This is a genomic window from Caballeronia insecticola (assembly GCF_000402035.1).
Taxonomy (GTDB): domain Bacteria; phylum Pseudomonadota; class Gammaproteobacteria; order Burkholderiales; family Burkholderiaceae; genus Caballeronia; species Caballeronia insecticola.
Map to the genome: position 1 here is coordinate 508,142 of NC_021294.1, position 15,944 is coordinate 524,085.

General features: G+C 67.1%; 15 protein-coding genes. 4 read left to right on the forward strand and 11 right to left on the reverse strand.

The window, feature by feature from the left end; translation table 11 throughout:
* The first annotated feature begins 136 nt into the window (after positions 1-136).
* Both BRPE64_RS16450 and BRPE64_RS16455 read left to right on the forward strand, forming a co-directional pair.
* Positions 137-1,123: a diacylglycerol/lipid kinase family protein gene (locus BRPE64_RS16450; RefSeq protein WP_044042316.1), complete on the forward strand. Its 987-nt coding sequence runs from the start codon at positions 137-139 to the stop codon at positions 1,121-1,123.
* Positions 1,120-1,977, forward strand: a complete 858-nt coding sequence (locus BRPE64_RS16455; protein WP_016354602.1) for a metallophosphoesterase family protein — start codon at positions 1,120-1,122, stop codon at positions 1,975-1,977. The genes BRPE64_RS16450 and BRPE64_RS16455 overlap by 4 nt, the downstream gene beginning before the upstream one ends.
* Here BRPE64_RS16455 and BRPE64_RS16460 read toward each other — a convergent pair.
* Positions 1,961-2,368: a PPC domain-containing DNA-binding protein gene (locus tag BRPE64_RS16460; protein ID WP_016354603.1), complete on the reverse strand. Its 408-nt coding sequence runs from the start codon at positions 2,366-2,368 to the stop codon at positions 1,961-1,963. The genes BRPE64_RS16455 and BRPE64_RS16460 overlap by 17 nt on opposite strands.
* A 99-nt stretch (positions 2,369-2,467) precedes the next feature.
* Here BRPE64_RS16460 and BRPE64_RS16465 point away from each other — a divergent pair, with 99 nt between their 5' ends.
* Entirely contained in the window at positions 2,468-2,857 is a 390-nt protein-coding gene (locus tag BRPE64_RS16465) for an MAPEG family protein (RefSeq protein ID WP_016354604.1), read from the forward strand.
* Positions 2,858-2,873: 16 nt separating this feature from the next.
* A complete protein-coding gene (locus BRPE64_RS16470; RefSeq protein WP_016354605.1) occupies positions 2,874-3,548 on the forward strand; it encodes an alpha/beta hydrolase in 675 nt (224 codons plus the stop codon).
* Here the strand turns inward: BRPE64_RS16470 and BRPE64_RS16475 are convergent.
* From BRPE64_RS16475 to cobA, 10 genes are all read right to left on the reverse strand, one after another.
* Positions 3,537-4,496, reverse strand: a complete 960-nt coding sequence (locus BRPE64_RS16475) for a nucleoside hydrolase (protein WP_016354606.1) — start codon at positions 4,494-4,496, stop codon at positions 3,537-3,539. The genes BRPE64_RS16470 and BRPE64_RS16475 overlap by 12 nt on opposite strands.
* Positions 4,493-6,502: a hybrid sensor histidine kinase/response regulator gene (locus BRPE64_RS16480; protein WP_044042708.1), complete on the reverse strand. Its 2,010-nt coding sequence runs from the start codon at positions 6,500-6,502 to the stop codon at positions 4,493-4,495. Before BRPE64_RS16480 ends, BRPE64_RS16475 begins: the two co-directional genes overlap by 4 nt.
* 287 nt (positions 6,503-6,789) lie before the next feature.
* Positions 6,790-6,948 (reverse strand): hypothetical protein, encoded by a 159-nt coding sequence (locus BRPE64_RS33210; protein WP_160167931.1) that lies wholly within the window; start codon positions 6,946-6,948, stop codon positions 6,790-6,792.
* Between the two features lie 157 nt (positions 6,949-7,105).
* Positions 7,106-9,904 (reverse strand): Hsp70 family protein, encoded by a 2,799-nt coding sequence (locus BRPE64_RS16485; protein ID WP_016354609.1) that lies wholly within the window; start codon positions 9,902-9,904, stop codon positions 7,106-7,108.
* A complete protein-coding gene (locus BRPE64_RS16490; RefSeq protein WP_016354610.1) occupies positions 9,905-11,791 on the reverse strand; it encodes an Hsp70 family protein in 1,887 nt (628 codons plus the stop codon).
* Positions 11,788-12,381 carry a DUF2760 domain-containing protein gene (locus tag BRPE64_RS16495; protein ID WP_016354611.1) on the reverse strand — a complete coding sequence of 198 codons (594 nt, stop codon included), beginning with the start codon at positions 12,379-12,381 and terminating at the stop codon, positions 11,788-11,790. The genes BRPE64_RS16490 and BRPE64_RS16495 overlap by 4 nt, the downstream gene beginning before the upstream one ends.
* Before the next feature lie 367 nt (positions 12,382-12,748).
* Entirely contained in the window at positions 12,749-13,234 is a 486-nt protein-coding gene (locus BRPE64_RS16500; RefSeq protein ID WP_016354612.1) for an adenosine-specific kinase, read from the reverse strand.
* A gap of 45 nt (positions 13,235-13,279) precedes the next feature.
* Positions 13,280-14,410, reverse strand: a complete 1,131-nt coding sequence (locus BRPE64_RS16505) for a CmpA/NrtA family ABC transporter substrate-binding protein (protein ID WP_016354613.1) — start codon at positions 14,408-14,410, stop codon at positions 13,280-13,282.
* Between the two features lie 22 nt (positions 14,411-14,432).
* Complete coding sequence (locus BRPE64_RS16510) at positions 14,433-15,008, reverse strand: ANTAR domain-containing response regulator (protein WP_016354614.1); 576 nt, start codon at positions 15,006-15,008, stop codon at positions 14,433-14,435.
* Positions 15,009-15,095: 87 nt separating this feature from the next.
* A complete protein-coding gene (gene cobA / locus BRPE64_RS16515; protein WP_044042710.1) occupies positions 15,096-15,863 on the reverse strand; it encodes a uroporphyrinogen-III C-methyltransferase in 768 nt (255 codons plus the stop codon).
* Positions 15,864-15,944: the final 81 nt, after the last annotated feature.

Below are 15,944 nucleotides of genomic sequence, written 5' to 3' on the forward strand. Positions count from 1 at the left end.
CCGCCACTGCAGCGGCCGGCAATCAATTTGTAAGGCTTTCGTTATAATCGGCAGGCCTCGTGCAAGCGTGCGAGGCCGGTTCGCCGTGTCTTCCGTGCACGGGAAATCGCAACGAAACGGCGAAGGATCGCTGCCGATGACCCCTATCTCCGCCACCGACGCGGCGGGCCAGCCGCTCGCCGCCGACGCGCCGTTTTTCATCGTGATGAACGCAGGTTCCGGCCGCCAGCAGGCAGACGCAACGCGCGCCGTGCTGGAGCGCGAACTCGGCGCGGCCGGGCGGCACTTCGAGATGCGCGTCGTCGATGACCCGCGCCAGCTCGAAAGCGTCGCGCGCGAAGCGGCTTCGGCGGCGGCCGCGCAGGACGGCGTGCTCGTCGGCGCGGGCGGCGACGGCACGCTGTGCACCGTCGCCCACGCGGCGCTCGACGCCGGCTGCCCGTTCGCGGTGCTGCCGCGCGGCACCTTCAATTATTTCAGCCGCGATCACGGCATTCCCGCCGATCTCGACGAGTCGACCCGGCTGCTGCTCGATGCGCGCGCTTATCCCGTGCAGGTCGGCTTCGTGAACGAACGGATGTTCATCGTCAATGCGAGCCTCGGCCTTTATCCGCGGTTGCTGGAAGATCGCGAGACGTACAAGCGGCAGTTCGGCCGCAGCCGGCTCGTCGCGTTGTGGTCGGCGCTTTCGACGATGCTCAAACCGCACCGCCACTTGCGCCTGCATCTCGAACACGAGGGCAGCACGACGGAAGTCAGCTCATCGACGCTGTTCGTCGGCAATAACCGGCTGCAGATGGAGCAGATCGGCATGCCCGAGGAAGCGCGCGCGCTGGAACAGGGCTTGCTCGCCGCAATTGCACCGCGTCCGGTCGGGCGGCTCATGCATCTGTGGCTGTCGCTACATGGCGCGGCAGGGCGGCTGTCCGACTCGGATCATGTCGTGAGCTTCACGTTCGAGCGCATCGTCGTGACGCATCCGTCGAAGAAGCGCCGCCTCGTGAAAATAGCCACCGACGGCGAAATCACGCGCCTTCGGATGCCGCTAGAATTCCGCGTGTCCGACAAGCCGCTTCTGCTGCTCAAACCCGAGCCGGCGGTGGCGCAAGCAAATCGCTCATGACCTTGTTGTTGCAGATTTCCGATACGCATTTCGGCACCGAGCGGCCGCCGGTCGTCGCGGCCCTGTCGCGCCTGATCGACGCGTTGTCGCCGGATCTCGTCGTGTTGTCCGGCGATATCACGCAGCGTGCCCGCAAAAGTCAGTTTGCCGCGGCGCGCGCGTTCGTCGATACGCTCGGCGCGACGCCCGCGCTCGTGTTGCCCGGCAATCACGACATTCCGCTGTTCGATCCGTTCGCGCGGCTGTTTCGCCCGTATGCGAATCATCAGCGGGCGTTCGGCGCGGATCTGGAACCGTCGTTCGAATCGCCGGAGTTGCTCGTGCTCGGCGTCAACACGACGCGGCCGTATCGGCACAAGGACGGCGAAGTGTCGATGCAGCAGATCAGGCGCGTCGCGGCGCGTCTGGAGACGGCGCGCGATGCGCAACTGCGGGTCGTCGTGACGCATCAGCCAGTGGCCGTCACGCGCGCGCAGGACGAAAAGAACCTGCTCCACGGACGTGAGCGCGCCGTTCAGCGCTGGGCGCGCGCAGGCGTCGATCTGATTCTCGGCGGGCATATTCATCTGCCGTACGTGCTGCCGCTGCACGATACGTTCGCGGGATTGCCGCGCCGCGTGTGGGCGGTGCAGGCGGGCACGGCGCTGTCGTCGCGCACGCGCGGCACCATCGACAATTCGGTGAATGTGATTCGCCACGGTCCCGGCGCGGGCGGCGCGCGGCAGACGACCGTAGAGCGCTGGGATTACTCGGAGACAAGCGCGGAGACGAGCGGCGCGTTCGACATGATCGTGCGTCACGAACTTGCGCTCGACGGCGCGGCGCCGCCGGTCGCCGTCACGCTGGGCGGATGACGAGTTCCGCGAAGCCCGTCGCGGGGTCGTGCTCGCGCGTGTAGCGAACGTCCGGCAGACTCGCGGCGAGAATCTCCGCCGTCGTGCGCACGATGCAGCCCGGTGTGACGTGGCCGCCGAACACGCGGCCGTCGACGTCGGACACGCTGATGTGCAGGTGCGGACCTTGCGCTGACAATGAGCCCGCGAGCGTCAGGATTTCGAGGTCGCCATGTAGCTCGCCGTGCAGTTCGGCGGCATCGTCGCGGCCCGCGTAGCGAATCCGCGCCACGCTCAGACTGCCGATGCCCTGCAGCACGAACGCGGCCGAGAGGCCATGTGCATGAAAAGCGTGATCGAGCGCGGCGCGCACATCATCGCCGGGCGAGAGACGTAAGGTCATCGCATGCATGAGTGAAAGTCGGAGCCGGGTCGCATCAAGACTACACGCTCGCGGGTCGTGGTGGCATGATGGGCGCGACCATTCGCAGGCAATTTTTCAGGAGACGCCGTGAGTTTCGAACTGACGATGCTGGCGTGGACGCTCGTGCTCGCTCTGGCGCAGGTTTTACTGCCCGCCGTGGTGCGTAGTCGCGAATTCGGTCTCAAATATAATGCCGGTCCGCGCGACGGTCCGACGCCGCCGCCCGGCAAGCTGTCCGGACGGCTGATGCGCGCCCAGGCGAATCTATACGAAACGCTGCCGATCTTCGCGGTCGCCGTGCTGATCGTGCATGTCGCGGGGCGCGAGAACGCGCTCACGCATTACGGCGCGCTCACCTATTTCGTCGCGCGCGTGGTCTACGTGCCGCTGTATGCGGCGGGCGTGCCGTTCGTGCGCTCGCTCGTGTGGCTGGTGTCGGTCGTGGGCATCGTCCAGATTCTCGTTCCTATCATCTGAAGCAGGAGTGCCCAGCATGTCCGATCAACCGTCCGTCATCGAGATCGAAACCGCGCCGAATCCCGAGTTCGCCGTGATCCTCATGCACGGCCTCGGCGCCGACGCCAACGACTTCGTGCCGCTCGTGCCCGAGTTGCGTCTCGCCGATGCGCGCGCCATGCGCTTCGTCTTCCCGAATGCGCCGGAAATCGCCGTCACCGCCAACAACGGCTACGTGATGCGCGCGTGGTACGACATCCTCTCGTTCGAAGGCATCAACCGGCGGGTGGACGAAGCGGGCATCGAGCAATCGGTGGAACGCGTGCGCGCGCTCGTCGCCGAGCAGAACGCGCGCGGCATTCCGACAGAGCGCATTTTCATCGCGGGATTTTCGCAGGGCGGCGCGATGACGTATCACGCCGGCCTCACGCATCCCGAGCGGCTTGCCGGGCTGATCGTGCTGTCGGGATACATTCCGTCGGAAGGGCTGATCGGCGAATCGCTGAGCGAGGCCAATCGTTCGATTCCCATTTTCGCCGCGCACGGTTCGTTCGACGACGTGCTCAACGTCAGTCTCGGCGAGCAGGCCTGCGAATTCGCGCGCGAGAAGGGCTGCAACGTCGAATGGCACACCTATCCGATGCCGCATTCCGTCTGCATGGAGGAAGTCGAGGCACTGCGCCAGTGGCTCGGCGCGCGGTTAGCCGCGTAAAGTTCGCGTGAAGAGATCGAGCACCGCGGCCGCATCGACGCCGATGCACGCATCGCACGGCGGACGCGTGTCCCAGTCGGGCGCGGGCGCGCGCATCGAGGCGGGCTTCTGCACGGTGAGACCGGCGGCGATGCCATCGGTCAGCACGCGCACCGGGCCGCTGCGCGTCGTGTAAAGCTCGCGCGCCACGACAAACGCCGCCGCCGAATAGTCGTGCGCATAGATGCCGCGCGACATGCCGTCGTCCGCGTGAAAGCGCTCGTAGAAACGCGACACGTCCCAGACGAAGCGGCCGGCGTCACCCGCGCTGTCGCGTAACGCGGCGAGAAACGCGGTGGTCATCACAGTTTCGTGCGTGACATCCAGCCCGACAATCGACACTTTCCACGCCGCGCCGAAGACGATATCGGCGGCGTCCGGGTCGCCGTGCATGTTCGCTTCGGCGGCGGGTGTTGCGTTGCCGAGTTCGCCGCCCACGCCGAACGCGCCGCCCATCACGACGACCTCGCGCACGAGCCTTGCGATGTCCGGATCTTCCCGGAGCGCCAGCGCGAGATTGGTGAGCGGCCCGACCGCGAGCAACGTGATTTCGCCCGGATTCGCCCGCACCATCTCGACGATGAAGCGATGCGCCGCGCGCCCATCCTCCTGCTGGCTCACGTGCCCAGTGCGCGAAATTTCGCCGAGCCCGTCCTTGCCGTGGATATGCGGAATCGGCGCGGGCGGCGGGTGTCGCAATGGCGCCGCCGCGCCGCGCACGACCGGCACGCCCGGCGCAAAGCGTGAAGCGAGATAGAGCGCGTTGGCGGTCGTCGTGTCGATGTCGGCATTGCCGAACACGCTCGTGATGCCGACAAGTTCGATCTGCGGATGCCGCGCCTGAAACACGAGCGCGATGGCGTCGTCGATGCCGGGATCGGTGTCGTAGATGATCTTGTGCTTCGTCATGCGGTCGTGGCGCTATCGCCCGCGATCAGGCCGAGCATGCCGCTGCGCAGTTCGGCCGGGCTGACCGGCTTGGACAGCACGTCCTGCTCGCACGCGAGCGGCACGATGCTCGCGGAAGGCTCGCCCGTCACGACGAGGCAAGGGCAGGGGCGGCCGAGCTTCACGGCGCCGGTCATCGCCACTTCGCGCGCGGTTTTGGAATCGCGCAGGCGGAAATCGGTGATGATCAGATCGGGAAAACGCTCGATATCGCCCAGGATGGTCTCGAATTCCTCGAAGGTCGCGGCGGAGTCGTAGAGCACGCCCCATTGCGAGAGCAGCGCTTCGGTCGATGCACGCACGAGGCCGTCGTCTTCCACGAGCAGGACGTAGCGTCCCTTGAGCTGCGCCGCTTCGGCGGCTTCCGAGCGCGCCGGCGCCCGCGCCGACGGCTTGTCCGGCGACGGACCGCACAGCGGCATTTCCAGCGAGAAGCGCGAGCCGCGCCCTTCGGTCGACTTGAGTTCGATGCGGTGCTGATCGAGCATCGACATCACCGCATTGACGATCGACAGCCCGAGACCGAGCCCCTTGTCGCGATCCTGCTCGGGATTGTCGACCTGAAAGAACGGCTGGAAGATCGCGTCGAAATAATCGGCCGGAATGCCGATGCCGTTATCCAGCACGTCGATGCGCGCCCGCGTGGCCGAGCGCACCACGCCGACGATCACCGTCGGCTTCGACGATTTGTTCTGGTCCGCATACTTGATGCCGTTCGACACCAGATTCGCGACCGCGCGGCCGAGCCAGTGCGAATCGCTGCGCACGCAGACGACTTCCTCCTTCGGCAGACGCAGCCGCAATTCGACGCCGCGGCTCGTCGCGAACGGCCGCAGTTGCGCGGCGGCTTCCTCGACGATCTGCCGCACGTCGAACACGTGATAGCGCGGCACGACGCGCCCCGATTCCAGCCGCGACAGATCGAGCACCGCGTTCAGCAAACGCGCGAGGATCACGGAAGAACGCCCGCATTCGTCGATGAGCCGCTCCGCCTGCGCGAATTCGCCGTTGCGGATGGCTTCGGCGGCGGCTTGCAGAAACAGGTTGAGCGCGTGCATCGGTTGACGCAGATCGTGTGTCGCGGCGGCGAGGAAGTTGGATTTCTCGCGGCTCGCGGTCTGCGCGGCGATCATCTGCTGTTCGCGCAGCGCGAGCAGCGCATGCGTCTTGTTTTCCTGATCCTTCTTCGATACTTCCAGCTCGCGGTTCTTGCGGCCGAGCGACACGTTGGCGGTGCGCAGTTCGTCGTTGAGCGAGGCGAGCGCGCGCTCCGAACTGTACCGCTCGCGCGACACGCGCTCGGCGTGCGTGCAGACGCCGTGACCCACGATCACGACGTTGAACATATAGAACAACCCGGCGAAGAAATCCTCTGTGTTGAGCAGATGAATGGCGATCTGCGCGACGATGACCGACGCCATCGTGACGATGCCCACGCTCAGCGCGACCCGCGAGCGCAGGTAAAAGAAGCTGAACTGGAAGAACAGCGCGAGATACAGGCCGATGAAGTACTGCGTGTAGTTGTAGGGCGCGGGCGTGATCGCGACCATCGTGAGGATCAGGCACAGCAGCCCGAAGATGCCCGTGAGAATGACGCGATGCGCGGTGGCGTGCGAGCGGAACGACGGCCGCAGCACCAGCGCGCCCACGAAAATCAGCAGCGCGACGCCTGCGAAGCGCAGCGCGAGGATATCGGCCAGGCGCACGTTGAGCGCCTTGTTGCCGCGCACGAAGCTGAAGTCCCACCAGAGAAAACACGTCCAGATGACGAGCGCCAGCAGCGCCGAGGCGCGCCGGAACGCGCAGAAGCGCTGGCTGTGGTCTTCGAGGAACTGGGCCTCGACGACGGGATCGGAGAACGGCGCCGGAATCGAGAGATTGCGCACCAGGCTCGCGCCGGCTTCACGCGCGGCGGCGGACAGAATGCCTGGAGTACGCACGCCGGCGGCGCGTTGCGGTACGGCCATCTTCATGCTCCCTCACGGAATCGGGGAACTCTACTTTAGGCCAATGCGGTCATACCAATACGCCTTTTTTTAGCAATCAGCCGTTATAAACGGAAATTATTGCGGCTTTATCGTGGATCGATGGCGGATTTTGGCGGGCGATGGCGCGCGTTGGCGCGTACGGCGCTGCGGCAGGGAAAAGGAAGGAGGTCGAACGGCGAGCGCAGCGCGTGCGCACCGCCGTTTCGAAGGACAGCCACAACGAATGCCCCCCGCACGACGACGAGGGCGAAACTTTCGACGCTCGCTCAGGCCTTCGGCTTGGCCTTGGTGCTGCGCTTCGTGACCTGCATTTCCTTGGCGCCGGTTGCTTTCGCGGGCGATGCCTTGGTGCCGGCGGTTTTCTTGCGGCTCGACATTTCCGTTTCAGCGGGCTGGCTCGCTTGAGCCTTGCGTGGGGATGGCATGTTGACCTCCTTCAGTGTTGTGTCCATAGCGACACACTGATAACCATAGGATGCGCCCAGCCGGTATTCAAGACGCGGCGCGGCGTGCGCGCAACGTCGGGCCAAAAAAGCTTCTGAGGCCGAAGCATTTTCACGTGCGACGGCCTGCCACGAACCTTTAACCGATCAGCTTCAGCCCTGCCGGCAGCGTTTCACCGAACACGCGGCCCACGTCCGCGCGATCGAGTTCGACGGTCTCGCGGACCATTGCGATCCACGCGTGCGCGGCGCCCATCGCTTCGAGGCGCTGCACGACGGCGGCGCGGGCGTCGTCGGGGAGATCGCGTGAGCGGTCGCCGGTCATGCGGGCGATCTGCACGGCGGCGAACGCGGCCGGATCGACCTTTTTCCAGTCGAGCGCGAGGATCGCATCGAGCCACGTCACCGCGATTTCCGGCGGCACGACGCCATGCGCGCTGCCGTAGAACGGCTGGCGCGCGCCGATGCGGCCGACCGCCCACCAGCTTTGCATGTTCTCCGAAGGCTTCTTGAGGCGCGTGAGCAGCCATTCGCCCACTTCGATCTTGCGTTCGACCGGCACGCGTTCCAGCGATGCCGCGAGCCGCACCATGTCCTCGTAACCCGCGCGCGCCGCGCCCGCCGCCCGCCGATAGCGACTCGTGCCGGGCGGCTGGAGCACGAAGGCCATATCGTCGAGCAGGCGTAGTTGTGCCGGCTCGGCGAGGCCGCCTGCCGCGCGGCGCCAGAGCGTCCACCATTCGGACCAGATCTGACTCTCGTTACTGTACTGAATGCCCTGGTCGAACAACGTCCACAACTGCTCGACGCGCCATTCGTCGAGCGGATAGCCGAAGCCCGGCCGCATGCAAAAACCCGCGAGATTGAGCCACAGACGCTCGTGATCGGCGGAGCGGCGGCGCTTCTTCGCGCGTTCCCACAGCGCGCCGAACAGCTCGCGCAGCAGCGCGATGTCCCACGTATCGCGCGTGCCGAGCGCCTGTTCGAGCTGCGCGCGCAGACGTTTGATTTCCTTCGGGCCGATATCCTGCGCCCGCGAGCCGAACGTGCGGTCGATCAGCTCGATCGCCTTCGGCAGCGCGGGATGCGATTCGGCGGCGGCGTCGTCGGCGGGTGGGGCCTCGCGGCGCAACTGGAATTCGAGCAGCCAGCGTTGCGAGGGATCGTCGACGGCGATGCAGTGCATCTCCAGCGTGCCGACTTCGGTGAGCGATGTCGTCAGTTGCACGGCCGTCTCGCGCGGCTTGCCCTTGTCGCCGGCGCGCGGCTCGACGACGGTCGCGATCGGCGGCAGGCGCACGTAATCGCCGCTGGCCGCGCTCAGGTCGGCGAGTTCGCCCGCGCTGTACGCGGTCTCCGTCACCGATGACGCCAGGTGGAAGCGCACCGGCGCGCCCAGCGTGAGCGCAAACGTGCGGTCCGCGAGATGGATCGGCTGGCCTTCCTCGGTGCCGCGCGGCAGCACGCACACGGCGCGGGCGGCATCGTCGGCGGGTGCGGCGGCGTCGTCGAGCAGAAGGAAGAAGCTGCGCGCCGAGCCGCCGCCGATCTTCGGCGCATGGCCCGCACGCGCGAGCGCATAGGCGACCGCGCCGCGCGCGACCGCCACGTCGGGATCGCGGTTTTCGAGCACGTTGACGGCGTCGCCGCGCCAGCCCGACACAGTATCGGCGATGCGTTTCGCCAGCGGATCGGCACGGAACACGCCGCCGTTCAGCAGCAGGGTGTCGGGAATCGCGGCGGCGTCGTCGGAGATGTCGAGCGCCTTGCGTGCCTCGCCCGCGTGCTGGCCGAGGAAGGCGGCGATGTGCCGCGTGATGGCCGCATCGCTCGCATACGGCAGCCCGAATTCGACGATGCCGCCCCGTGCGCGGCCCGGCCGGTCGCTCGCGGACACCATCGGAAAAAAGCCATCGACGATGATCCGCTCGATTTCCTCGCGCGTCACATCCGCCGAACGCGCGCCGCCGATCAGTTTCGCGCCCGCGCCGAGCAAGGTGATCGACGTGGAATCGGGCGCATGCTTGCCCAGCAACTGCTCCTTCGCGGCGCGGCAGCGTTCGACCAGTTGCGACAGACGCCCGGCGGAGAGCCGCGCATCGCTGCCCGCGAGGCGCTTTTCGACCAGATGCGCGAGCGCGAGGTCCATGTTGTCGCCGCCGAGCATCAGGTGGTTGCCCACGCCGATGCGCGTGAGCACCGGCTCGCCGTCCTCGATCGCGACCTGGATCAGCGTGAGGTCGGTCGTGCCGCCGCCGACATCGACGATCAGCACGAGACGCGTGGCCGCGAGTGCATCGGCGAGTGTCGAGCGGTGATGAAACAGCCAGTCGTAGAACGCGGCCTGCGGCTCTTCCAGAAGCCGCAGTTTTTCGAGCCCCGCCATGCGCGCGGCTTCGAGCGTGAGGGCGCGCGCGCCTTCGTCGAAGGAGGCGGGCACGGTCAAGACCACCTCTTGCGCATCGAGCGGCGCATCCGGAAATCGCTCGTTCCAGGCCGCGTGCACGTGCGCCAGATAGCTTGCGCTGGCGATCACGGGCGAGATTTTTTCGACGTCGTCGCCCGCGCCCCACGGGAGAATGGGCGCGAGACGATCGACCGCCGCGTGCGACAGCCAGCTCTTCGCGCTCGATACGAGCCGTCCGGGCACCTGCGCGCCGAGCGTCCGCGCGATCGTGCCGATCACGGCGGGCGCTTCCATCTCGCCCCACGGCAATTGCAGATCGGCGCTTTTGAGTTCGCCGGGCGCGAAGTGATAGCGCAGCGACGGCAACAGCGGCCGCGCGGACACTTCGCCGGGACTGACGAGTTGGTCGATGTCGAACACGCGGATATCGTTCGAGCCGGTTTCCGCGTAGGCGACGACGGTATTGCTCGTCCCCAGATCGATGCCGACGCTGTACCGCGCGCCCGGCGCCTTTTTCTTGCGTGCGGCCACTTACCGGCCCATGCCCTGATCCGCGCTGACGCCGCCGCGCACGTCGAACTCCACTTTCCAGCGTTCCGACGAGCCGCGCGGAATTGCTTCGAGTTCGAGCGTGCCGGCTTCGGTCACGCGCGCGTGCAGCTTGACGGGCACGACTTCGCCCGGCGTGCGGCCTTCGGGCGGCAGCGAAGCTTCGATTTCCTCGAGTTCCTGCAACTCGTCCGGCTGCCAGTATTCGAGCAGCGTGCCGACCTGATCCTGCCGCCGCACCGACGAGCCGAAGAAGCGGAAATGCACCGGCTCGCCGACCACGAGACCGAATTCCTGCGCGGGCAGTTCGGCCTCGGTGCCTTCTTCCATGCCGAAGGGCGCGATGCACAGCGCCTGCACCGGCGGCTCCAGTCCTGGCACGGCGGGCATCGCCGATTCGACCGCGACGTAATACGCGCGCGCCGTGCCGCCGCGGATGCGCACGCCACGGCCGCGCCGCACGTAGCCGTAATAAGCCGCGCCGCGCGCGACCGCGAGATCGAGATCCGCGCCTTCGAGCAGACGCGCGGCGGGCGCGTTTTCGCTGGCGAGCCACGCGTTGAGCGTGCTCATCACGCGCTCGACGAGCAGCGGCGACTTGAACACGCCGCCGTTGAAGAGCACGGCGGTCGGATGCAGCAGCGTCGCGCCTTGCGGTGCCTGATGCTGGAGGCCTTCGACTTCCGCGAGCGCGTTCACCTGGCGGCCGAGGAACGCGGCGAGATGGCGCGTCACGGCGGCGTCCTGCGCGTAGGGCAGACCGAGTTGCGTCAGGCCGACGCGCGCGCGGGAAACGGGCCGCGCCGCTGCATCGACCGACGGGAAAAAGCCTTCGAGCAGGATCTGCGTGAGTTCGGCGCGCGTGAGTTCGGTGCGCAGCGTCCCGCCGATCAGCTTCGAGCCGCGGCTCGGCACGACGAGCGGCACGGCATCGACGGATGGATCGGAGAGCAGCGTTTCCTTCGCCGAGCGGCACGCATAGGTGAGCGCGCGCAACTGCCACGGATCGGGCTGCGTGCCCTGCGCCGCGAGCTTGCGTGCGACCGTGTGTGCAAGCGCGAGATCCATGTTGTCGCCGCCGAGCAGGATATGCTCGCCGACCGCCACGCGATGCAGTTCGAGATTCCCTTCGCGCTCGACGACCGCAATCAGCGACAAGTCCGTCGTGCCGCCGCCGACATCGACGACGAGAATCACGTCGCCCACGCGCACTTGCTTGCGCCAGCCGCCGGCCGACTTCTGGATCCAGCTATAGAGCGCCGCCTGCGGTTCTTCGAGCAGCGTCATGCGCGTGTAGCCGGCGGCCGCAGCCGCTTCGGCGGTGAGTTCGCGCGCGGCGGGATCGAAGGACGCGGGAATCGTCACGGTGACGTCCTGCCGATCGAACGGCGCGTCCGGATGCGCATGGTTCCACGCTTCGCGCAAATGCGTCAGATAGCGCACGGAGGTTTCCATCGGCGAGACGCGCTCGACTTCCTCGGGTGCATCCGCCGGCAGAATGGCCGCGCGCCGGTCGACACCCGGATGGCACAGCCAGCTTTTCGCGCTGGAGACAAGACGGATCGGCGTGCCCGCGCCCCGGCTGCGCGCCAGTTCGCCGACGATGAACCGGCGCTCCTGCGTCCACGGCAGCGTGAGATCGCCGGGCGCGAGTTCGCTTTCGTGCGGCAGATAGAGGAAGGACGGCAGCAGATCGCGTTCTTCGGCGGCGCCGGGCGCGGTCAGTTGCGAGATCGGCAGCACGCCTTGCGCGGTTTTTTCGCCGTCGCTTGCGCTCATGTCGACGTACGAGAGCGCGCAGTGCGTCGTGCCGAGATCGACGCCGATCGAATAGCGCGCCTGATTTTCGTTCGAATGGATATCGCTCACAGTTCCACCTCCGCCGGCGCGACGATGCTCGCATCATGGGACGGCGCGAGCTTCGGCAGGCGCGTGTCCTCGACCTTCCAGCCGCGATGGCTGAGATTGCCGCTGAAAGGCGCACGGCCGACGACATTGCCCGTCAGGCGTACCGCGGCTGCGTCGAAGCCTTCCTGCAGCGTGATGCGGCTGCCTTCGGCTTCGCTGCGCACGGGCGCGATCGTGAAGTGTTCGCGCAGCACGGCGCGGCAGCCGTCGTGCACGAGGCGGGCGGCCGCGCCGATGTCGGCGTCGCCGTAATTGGCGATGTCCTCTTCGACGAAATCGATAAAACGCGCATCGCGCTGCAAAAGCGCGAGCAGTTGCAGCGCGGCGATCGGGCTTGCTTCCTTGAGCGTCGAGGGCGCGGGCTGGACGGGCGCGGCGGCGGGCTTCGGTGTTACCGGCGCGGCGGGCGCGACAGGTGCGGCCTCAGGCGCATGCGGCACTTCGCGCAGGCGCTGCACGCGGCCTGCGAACGCTGCATTGCCCAGAATGCCGAAAAAGGCGCCGAAGGCAATGCCTAGCCTGCCGAAAAAGCCTGGATTCATGTCGGTCATGTGATGCTCCTGTAGGCCGCGCGAGGACGACCCCATCCTCGGGCGGCGCGGGTGGCCGGTGTTCGGTGCCGTATCGGCGGGTGTGATGCCGGGATTCTGCTGACGCGCGCCCGGACGGCGGCGTCGCGAGCCTTGTCGAAGGCCGCGCCGCCGCTTTCGCGCGCGGTATCCGGGACGCGGAAACGCCAACGGCGTTTATACCGCATCCCGATATTGTCCATGATGTCGCGCCCCGGCCGGAAAAACGCGCCGGCGGGCGGGCGCGGCGGCGCGCCACATTCTCGCGATTTGCGCCGCCAAGTCAAGGCGCGGCGCGGCTTTCTGCGCGCTCGGGGTCGCTCAGGCCGCTTATGCCGCTTATGCCGGCTTATGCCTTGTAGCCGATCTTGCGCAGCAGATCGTGGCGCCACTGCACGTCCTCGGCGGTCTCGACGCCCAGCGGCGGCAGCCCGTCGATCACGCCGACGATCCCGCGTCCCTGATCCGTCTGCGCGACGAGCACCTGAGTCGGATTCGCGGTCGCGCAAAAAATGCGGCAGACCTCGGGCACCATCTTGACGGTATTGAGCACGTTGACGGGAAAAAAGCCGTCGCCGAGCACGATGATGAAGCTATGCCCCGCGCCGATGTTCTGCGCATTGCGCGCGGCCAGATCGACGCAATGCGCGTCCGTGCCCGATGTGCGCACGAGCCGCTTGCCCGATGCCTCGCAGAACGCGAGCCCGAAGCGGATGCCCGGCACGGTGCCGACGAGCGCCTCGTGCAGATCCTCGACGGTCTTGATGAAATGCGATTGCCCGAGGATGAAATTGGTGTCCTCGGGCTTGTCGATGGCAATGGCGAGCAGTTCCATGGCGAATCTCCGGTGCGCGCTGGAGATTTCATGGTAGGCGCTTTTCTATGCGCCGATCGCGAAGCCCGCGAGATACGCCGCCGTGTCGCCGCCGTCCCAGACGCGGCCGTCGCAAAAGGTGGCGGCGCGTTGTTCGCCCGGAACGGCGATGCCCGCCGCCTTTGCCGCTTCACGATAGAGCGCGGTCTGATTGACGCTCGCGGCGATGGCGGCGTCGTCGATATCGGTGTTCAGCATGCCCCAGCGTCGATATTGCGTGATGAACCACAGCCCGTCCGATGCGCGCGGATAGTTGACCGCGCCGCCGTCGAAAAAACGCACGGGAAGGGCGCGCGCGGCGCCGCCATCGGTTGTCGCGAGCCGTGCTTCGATCAGTTCGCGCGACACGCCGAGCAGCTCCTTCGACGCCAGCGCCCCGGCGATCTCCGTGCGATGCGCGGGCGCATCGAGCCATGCGCAGGCGTCGAGCAGCGTGCGGATGAGCGCGCGCGCCGTGTTCGGATAGAGCGCGGCGAAATCGCGCCGGCACGCCAGCACCTTTTCCGGATGATCCGGCCAGATTTCGCTCGTGTACGCGACCGTGCGCCCCGCGCCGCGCGCCTGCGCCACCGCGTGCCACGGCTCGCCCGCGCAAAAGCCGTCGAGCGCGCCTTCGACGAGCGCGTCGGCCATGCGCGGCGGCGGAATCACGACGCTCTGCACATCGCGCAGCGGATGCACGCCTTGCGCCGCGAGCCAGTAGTAGAGCCACATCGCGTGCGTGCCGGTCGGGAACGTTTGAGCCAGGACCGGGGGACGGCCGAGCGCACGCAGCGCCTGCTTAACGCTCGCGCCTGCATCGATGGCATCGGCAAGCGGACGCGACAGCGTGATCGCCTGACCGTTGCGGTTGAGCACCATCAGCACGGCCATGTCCGCCTGCGGCCCGCCGATGCCCAGTTGCACGCCGTACACGAGCCCGTAGAGCGCGTGCGCCGCGTCGATTTCGCCGGAGAGCAGCTTGTCGCGCACGGCCGCCCACGACGGCTGGCGGCACAGTTCGATCGTGATGCCGTGCCGGGCGCCCAGATCGCGCAGTGCGGCGGCGGCGAGCGGCGCGGCATCGGAAAGCGCGACGAAGCCGAGCCGCAGATGCGTGCGTTCGGGCGCGGAGAATGTCGTGTCGGGCGAAGTCATATCGGATTCTTGAATGCGTGCGTTAGCGCAGGAGATCGGCCATGGAGAGAAGCTGGCGCGCGATTTCCGCGACCTTGACGCCCTGATCCATTGCGCGTTTGCGCAGCGCCGCGTAGGCGTCGTTTTCGGACATGCCGCGCTTGTCCATCAGGAGGCGTTTCGCGCGGTCGATGACCTTGCGCTGTTCCAGCTCGTCTTCCACTTTGGCGAGGCGCTGGCGCAACTGTTCCTCGTGCGCGAAACGCGCGAGCGCGACTTCGATGATCGGTGCGAGCCGCGCGGGCGCGAGCCCTTCGACGGAATACGCCGTCACGCCCGCGCCGACCGCCGCGCGGATGAATTGCTGATCGGCGTCGGTGCTGAACATCAGCACGGGACGCGGCGCGGCCTTGTTCATCACGGCGAGCTGTTCGAGCGTATCGCGCGAAGGCGACTCGGTATCGATGATGACGACATCGGGCTTCTGGCTCTCGACGGCCGCATGCAGCGCCGACGGCGCGGCCACCTCGGCGAGCATGTCGTAGCCCATGCGCGCGAGCTGCTCGCGCAGGTCGCCGATGGGCTTGGCGGTGTCGGTGACGAGCAGGACGCGCAGCATGCGGGAAGCGAAGGAAGCGGTCATGCGAAGAACGGCGAGAGAGACGCTGACGACTTTAACGCGCCGCTTGCCGTTTGAGAACCCGCTTCACGCCGCATGCGCGAGGCTCCGCGTATCGTCCGTGCGCGCGGCGAATTCGGCCGCTTCGCCGATCGCCCCGCCGATGAGAATCACCGCAGGACTTCCGAGACCGGCGGCGAGCGCTTCGTCCGCGAGACGATCGAGTGTCGTAACGAGACGGCGTTCCTCGTGCGATCCCGCGTTCTGCACGACGGCGGCGGGCGTGTTCGCGGGCAACGCGTCGAGCAACGCCGCCGTGAGGCTCGCGATGCGGCTCATGCCCATATAGATCGCGAGCGTGGTGCCGGTGGCGGCGAGCGCGGCCCAATCCGGCTGGCTGTGATCCTGCATGTGCGCGGTGACGAAGGTCACGCCCTGACAATGATCGCGATGCGTGAGCGAGATGCCGAGTCCCGCCGCCGCCGCGAATCCCGACGACACCCCGTTCACGATATCGACCGGAATATGTGCTTCACGCAAAGCCGCGATCTCTTCGCCCGCGCGGCCGAACAGCAAGGCGTCGCCGCCCTTGACGCGCACCACGTGCAGCCCCTTCTTCGCGTAACGCTGCATCAGGCGCTGGATGAACGCCTGCGGCGTGGATTTGCAGCCGCCGCGCTTGCCGACGCGGATCACGCGCGCATGCTTAGCCAGCGTGACGATGTCGGCGTTGGCGAGATCGTCGACGAGGAGGACGTCGGCGGCGGCGAGCGCCTTCGCGGCGCGCAGGGTCAGCAAGTCCAGATCGCCGGGACCTGCGGAGAGTAGGGTGACTTTGCCTTGTACGGTGCTCATCGTTGCTTCCTGATTCGGCGTGGCGAGTGTGCGGAGTGCAGCGGCGCGGCGCAGTAAACGCAAAAAGCGTCCGCTCGTGTC

Bases quoted from the DNA above. Each gene is read 5' to 3' on its own strand.
- BRPE64_RS16470 (WP_016354605.1), top strand. From the start codon at position 2,874: ATGTCCGATCAACCGTCCGTCATCGAGATCGAAACCGCGCCGAATCCC.
- BRPE64_RS16510 (WP_016354614.1), bottom strand. From the start codon at position 15,008: ATGCTGCGCGTCCTGCTCGTCACCGACACCGCCAAGCCCATCGGCGAC.
- BRPE64_RS16480 (WP_044042708.1), bottom strand. From the start codon at position 6,502: ATGGCCGTACCGCAACGCGCCGCCGGCGTGCGTACTCCAGGCATTCTG.
- BRPE64_RS16455 (WP_016354602.1), top strand. From the start codon at position 1,120: ATGACCTTGTTGTTGCAGATTTCCGATACGCATTTCGGCACCGAGCGG.
- BRPE64_RS33210 (WP_160167931.1), bottom strand. From the start codon at position 6,948: ATGCCATCCCCACGCAAGGCTCAAGCGAGCCAGCCCGCTGAAACGGAA.
- BRPE64_RS16500 (WP_016354612.1), bottom strand. From the start codon at position 13,234: ATGGAACTGCTCGCCATTGCCATCGACAAGCCCGAGGACACCAATTTC.
- BRPE64_RS16495 (WP_016354611.1), bottom strand. From the start codon at position 12,381: ATGACCGACATGAATCCAGGCTTTTTCGGCAGGCTAGGCATTGCCTTC.
- BRPE64_RS16460 (WP_016354603.1), bottom strand. From the start codon at position 2,368: ATGCATGCGATGACCTTACGTCTCTCGCCCGGCGATGATGTGCGCGCC.
- BRPE64_RS16475 (WP_016354606.1), bottom strand. From the start codon at position 4,496: ATGACGAAGCACAAGATCATCTACGACACCGATCCCGGCATCGACGAC.
- BRPE64_RS16450 (WP_044042316.1), top strand. From the start codon at position 137: ATGACCCCTATCTCCGCCACCGACGCGGCGGGCCAGCCGCTCGCCGCC.
- cobA (WP_044042710.1), bottom strand. From the start codon at position 15,863: ATGAGCACCGTACAAGGCAAAGTCACCCTACTCTCCGCAGGTCCCGGC.
- BRPE64_RS16505 (WP_016354613.1), bottom strand. From the start codon at position 14,410: ATGACTTCGCCCGACACGACATTCTCCGCGCCCGAACGCACGCATCTG.